The organism is Curvibacter delicatus NBRC 14919, from assembly GCF_001592265.1.
Taxonomy (GTDB): Bacteria; Pseudomonadota; Gammaproteobacteria; order Burkholderiales; family Burkholderiaceae_C; genus Hylemonella; species Hylemonella delicata.
On sequence record NZ_BCWP01000075.1, the window covers coordinates 1 to 4944 of the forward strand.

General features: G+C 61.6%; 5 protein-coding genes. 2 read left to right on the plus strand and 3 right to left on the minus strand.

The features are described 5' to 3' along the window. On the plus strand, positions 1-512 hold a 512-nt coding region (locus tag CDE01S_RS17710), incomplete at its 5' end, for a site-specific integrase (protein ID WP_157077201.1). Here the strand turns inward: CDE01S_RS17710 and CDE01S_RS17715 are convergent. Then, positions 507-1700, minus strand: coding sequence for a site-specific integrase (locus CDE01S_RS17715; RefSeq protein ID WP_084382985.1), 1194 nt, complete (start codon positions 1698-1700; stop codon positions 507-509). The genes CDE01S_RS17710 and CDE01S_RS17715 overlap by 6 nt on opposite strands. Before the next feature lie 199 nt (positions 1701-1899). Between CDE01S_RS17715 and CDE01S_RS17720 the strand changes: the two genes are divergently transcribed. Continuing rightward, positions 1900-2436, plus strand: coding sequence for a DsrE family protein (locus CDE01S_RS17720; RefSeq protein ID WP_218016548.1), 537 nt, complete (start codon positions 1900-1902; stop codon positions 2434-2436). A gap of 61 nt (positions 2437-2497) precedes the next feature. Here CDE01S_RS17720 and soxB read toward each other — a convergent pair whose 3' ends face one another. Then, on the minus strand, positions 2498-4231 hold the full coding sequence (soxB, locus tag CDE01S_RS17725) for a thiosulfohydrolase SoxB (RefSeq protein WP_066710829.1): 1734 nt from the start codon (positions 4229-4231) through the stop codon (positions 2498-2500). 76 nt (positions 4232-4307) lie between these two features. After that, positions 4308-4937: a sulfur oxidation c-type cytochrome SoxX gene (gene soxX, locus CDE01S_RS17730; protein ID WP_066710831.1), complete on the minus strand. Its 630-nt coding sequence runs from the start codon at positions 4935-4937 to the stop codon at positions 4308-4310. Positions 4938-4944: the final 7 nt, after the last annotated feature.

The window sequence follows — 4944 nt, forward strand, 5'->3', positions numbered from 1 at the left end:
AAGGCTCCAAGGTCCGCGAATATGGCTCGGGAGTTGCGGCGCATGTCGAGGGTATCGGCCAGCCCGTGCGCTGGCTCACGCTGTCGGCGGTCGATCCGGCGCGGCAAGAAGTCTTCGACTGGCTGCGTGAGCGCGTGCGCGCCAGCGGCGGCAAGCTCACGATAGGCACCGGCATTTCAGCGCGTGGCCTAAGCTCGGCCTTTCGCGCGCTGTCGCGGCGGTTGTTCGCAGGCTACAAGTCGCCGCCCTCGTTCTACGCTCTGCGCCATGCCGCCTGCGCGGAGCTGAAAGCGGCAGGGCTCGACTCGCAGGCCGTGGCCCAAGGCATGGGCCACGCCTCGGAGCTGAGCCAGAAGGCATACGGCACTTGGTCGCAAGGCTCGGGCGGGTATGCCGTCGAAACAGCAGCAGCGAAGCCAGTGCGGTCGCCGAAGACCGCACCTACGCCGCGAGCGATGACCATGCCGCTTGTGAAGCACCTCAGTGCAAGCGGCAAGAGCAAGCGGCTATGACGCCTTGCGCGCGGATTTGCGCGGCGGCGCTTTCTTCGGCGCGCGCTCCGTGGCTTTGGGCTTCAAGACGATCTGCCCAGCATCCAGCTTGGATGCAAGGATGCTCGGTCGCAGGTTGGCATACCGTTGCAGCGTCTTCAACTCGGTATGCCCCGTGATGAGAGCAATCTCCATCGTTTGCAACGAAGTCCTCTCAAAGAAGCGGGCCGTCGCCTCGTGCCGCAGATCGTGAAACCGCAGATCGTCGCAGCCTGCGCGCTTGGTGATGCGCTTGAATCCGCGCCCCAGTAGCACAGAGCTTTCAGGAAACGACTCGAACACTCGCGCTTCGCCCTTGTTGCGTCGCTTGCCAAGCGTGGCGAGGATACTGAGTGCCTTCTTGGACAGTGGCACCTGTCGGCCCTTGCGTGTCTTCTCACGCTCCTTCGGTATCACGACGAAGCGCTCCTTCAACTTGACCTCATCCCATCGCATACCAAGCAACTCGCCAGCGCGCATGGCCGTTTCAAGGGCCATGCCGATCATCAGCCGCCACCCCTCCGGGTCTTTATACATGCCATCGCACGCGGCCATCAGTCTCTGCTCTTCATCGCCGTTGAGCCGTCGATCACGTGGTGCCGACCATGCTGGCGGCACCTCGACCGCCGTGAACTTGTCGCCAAGCTCATAGTGGTGCTCGCGTGCGTGCCACTCGATGGCCGTCTTCAACGCATAGAACAGCTTGCGCGCAGAGCCTGGGCTGTATGTCCGCTGCTTGTCGCCGTCATAGAGCGGATGCGACTTGGTCTTGTTGGCAGGTGCGGGGATGACCGTCTCTTGCAACTTCTTCAAGAACGCGCTGATCTTCTTGCGGTCAAGCGAGTCCACGGTGAAGAGCCCTAAGTGATAGGACACGGACTCAACGGCATACCGCTTGGTGTTGGTCAAGGTGCTGACCTTGTTGCCGTCCTTGTCTGTCTTGCTGTGTGCGTCGAGGTATTCTGTCAATGCTTCGGCGATGGTGGTCTTCTCGCCCATGCGCGAGACCTTGCCACCTCTTCGGATTTTCAGCTCCTCGCGCTGAACCCACTCGGTCGCCTCCCTCTTCGATGGGAACGACTTGGAGAGCGCCGGATGCCCCTTGATGTTGATACGCGCTTCCCAAGAGGGTTTGCGCCCTGCCAACTCCTTGCGTCTGATCGAGCCCATCGTGATCCCTTATCATCAATGCAACCAGTGAAGCCCGAATGCAAGCGCACTTGGGACGAACTTGGGATTTAATGATAGCTCACGCCGTGAAAGCCTTATTTCATAAGGCTTAGCGGACGATAGTGTTACGTCCTCCTAAGCGCTAGATACAGGTTCGATTCCTGTCGGAGGCACCAGCGGCGCAGCACCGGAGTACCCTATGCGCCACACCATCCTTTCCCACCTTCTGCGCTGCCTGTGCACGGCCATGCTGCTGACCGGCACCCTGCAGGCCGCTCCGGCCCTGGCCCAGGCCAAGGTCGTGCAGACACCCTACAAGAACCCCAAGGCCCTGGTCGACATCTTTCTCGACGATCCGCGCAAGATGTCTTCCGCCCTCTATTGGGTCCGAAGCCTGGTCAACCCGCTGACGGAAGCGCCCTACAGCATGTTCGCCGAGGACATGCACATCATCGTGCTGATCCACGGCACCGAGATCGTGACGCTGGCAAAAAAGAACGAAGAACGTTACCAGGAGGTGGTGCAGCGCATGCGCTATTACGCCGACATGGGCGTGAAGTTCAAGGTCTGCGGCCTGGCGATGAAGGACTACGGCTACAGCCCGGATGACCTGTATGACTTTGTGGAGGTCACGCCCTCGGCCATCACCGAGCTGATGCATTGGCAGAACCAGGGTTATGCCCTCATTCCGGCCATCGTCCAGGACAAGAAGTTCTCCATCGAGCAGATTCGCTGAGGGCAGCCGCCCAGCAAAAAAACGGGGCCCGCGGGCCCCGTTTGTATTTGCGTATGCCGGATCAGGCCACGTAACCCGGGTTCGGCAGCACGCCCTCGATCTTGGGCATGTTGAGCTTGCGGGCCTTGACCTTGCCTCCGCCGGACTTGAGCCAGGTCTCGACCACGTCCCACACCGGCTTGTTGCCGGCGCTCTTGGCCTCTTCGGCCACTGGCGCCCAGCCGGCCACCATATAGGACTTGTCGGCTTCGATCAGCTTGCCGTTCAGGCGCATGTCGCTGATGCGCTTGCCCATGCCGGCCATCGGATTGCAGCTGTACTGCAGACCGCCCACGCGCACCATGTCGCCGCCCTGCTGGTAGTAGGGATCGGGGTTGAACAGGTTGTCGCACACGTCTTCCAGCACCGTCTTGATGGTGGCGCCGCTCATCGGCGTCACGGTGGCGTAGGAATAGGTGGTGGCGGTCATGTCCATCAGCCACTCGCGTGTAATGGCCTGGCCCGGCAGCAGGCTGGTGCCCCAGCGGAAGCCGGGCGAGAAAGCGATGTCGGCGCCCTGCACATCGATCAGGGCATCCAGCAGCAACTGGTCGCCGGTGCCGTTGAAGTTGCCGCGGCGGTACAGCGTGCCTTCGGTCACGGCCAGCACTTCGTTCAGCTTGGCCTCATACGGTGCGCGGATCTTGGTGATGAGCGCATCCATCTCCTTGTCGGCCGGCAGCATGTTGGCGAAGATCGGCAGCAGCTTGTAGCGGAAGTCGACAACCTTCTTGTCCTTGACCTGGAAGTCCAGCACGCCGAGGAACTTGCCGTTGGAGCCGGCATTGGTGACCAGGGTCTTGCCGCCCTTGTTGCTGACGATGCTGGCCACCGGCATGCCGTCGTGCGTGTGACCGCCCATGATGGCGTCAATACCAGACACGCGGCTGGCCATCTTCAGGTCCACGTCCATGCCGTTGTGCGACAGCACCACCACGACCTGGGCGCCCTTGGCGCGCGCCTCGTTGACCATGGCCTGCATGTTCTCGTCCTGGATGCCGAAGGCCCAGTCGGCCACCATGTAGCGCGGGTTGGCAATCGGGGTGTAGGGGAAGGCCTGGCCGATGATGGCGCAGGGCACGCCGTTCATCTCGCGGATCACATAGGGCTTGAACACCTGGTCGCCAAAGTCGTTGGTCTTGACGTTCTGCGCCACGAAGTCGACCTTGCCGGCGAAGTCCTTCTCGACAATTTCCTTCACGCGCTCCATGCCGTAGGTGAATTCCCAGTGGCCGGTCATGACGTCCACGCCCAGCAGCTTGCAGGCGTCGACCATGTCCTGCGCATTGGTCCACAGCGAGGTGGCCGAACCCTGCCAGGTGTCACCACCGTCCAGCAGCAGCGAGCCGGGACGGCTGGCCTTCAGGCGCTTGACCAGCGTGGCCAGGTGCGCGAAGCCACCGACCTTGCCGTAGCGCCTGGCCGCCTTCTCGAAATCGAGGTAGGTCAGGGCATGGGCCTCGGCCGTGCCGGGACGGACCTTGGCTACTTTGAGCAGGTGCTCACCCACCAGGTGCGGCAGATTGCCCTTCATGCTGCCGATACCAAGGTTGACGTTCGGCTCGCGGAAGTAGATCGGCTTGAGCTGCGCATGGCAGTCGGTCATGTGCAGGAAGGACACATTGCCGAACTTCGGGATGTCATACAAACCATTGGCTGCTGTGGCAGCATCAGCTTCAGCGTACGTGCCCAAGCCCATACCGGCCATGGTGCCCGCGCCCAGCACCTGCATAAACTCGCGTTTGGTTAGATTCATAGTTTCGCAACCACTGAAATAGTTGAGGAAAAAAGACCCGGGCATGCCCGGGTCGGATGCTAAAGGTTTTTGTCGCTTATTGGTTAACCGGCGATTTCGGATCCAGCAGCAGCGCCATGATGTGCTTGACCTGCTGCTCGTTCAGAACACCCTTGTGACCGGCACGCGGCATCTGCGAGCAAGCGTTGTAGGCCCGCGCATTCCAGATCTTGCCCCAGGTGTATTCCACGATGGCTTTCGACTCGGGCGCATCCGGATTGGCCACGCCGCGCATCTTGCCGTAGTTGTACAGGCTCGGCCCCAGGGTGCCGTAGGAGATTTCCTGCTTGCTGATCTGGTGGCAGTTGTAGCAATTGCCGCCGTTCTCGCTGCCGGCCTTGTCGGTCCAGGTCATGCCGCGGCCGCTCTGCGCAAGCTTCTCGCCTTCTTTCCAGTCACCGAGGAACTTGCCGTCCGACGGCCATTTGATGGCCTTCAGGTTGTCGGCCTCGATGGCCTTGGCCACTTTTTCGTCGATCGGCTTGCCGGCAACGTCGGCAGCAGCGCATTCGCGGTTGGCATCGTCCTGCACCAAGCGGTCGACCTTGGCCTGCCCTTCGTCGCGGAACGAGGCCTTGGCGATGTCAGCGGTGAGCTTGTCCAGTTCAGGACCGGTGGGCACCATGGCACAGCCGGCCAGCAGAACCGCAACCAAGGCCGGAGCAATGTATTTG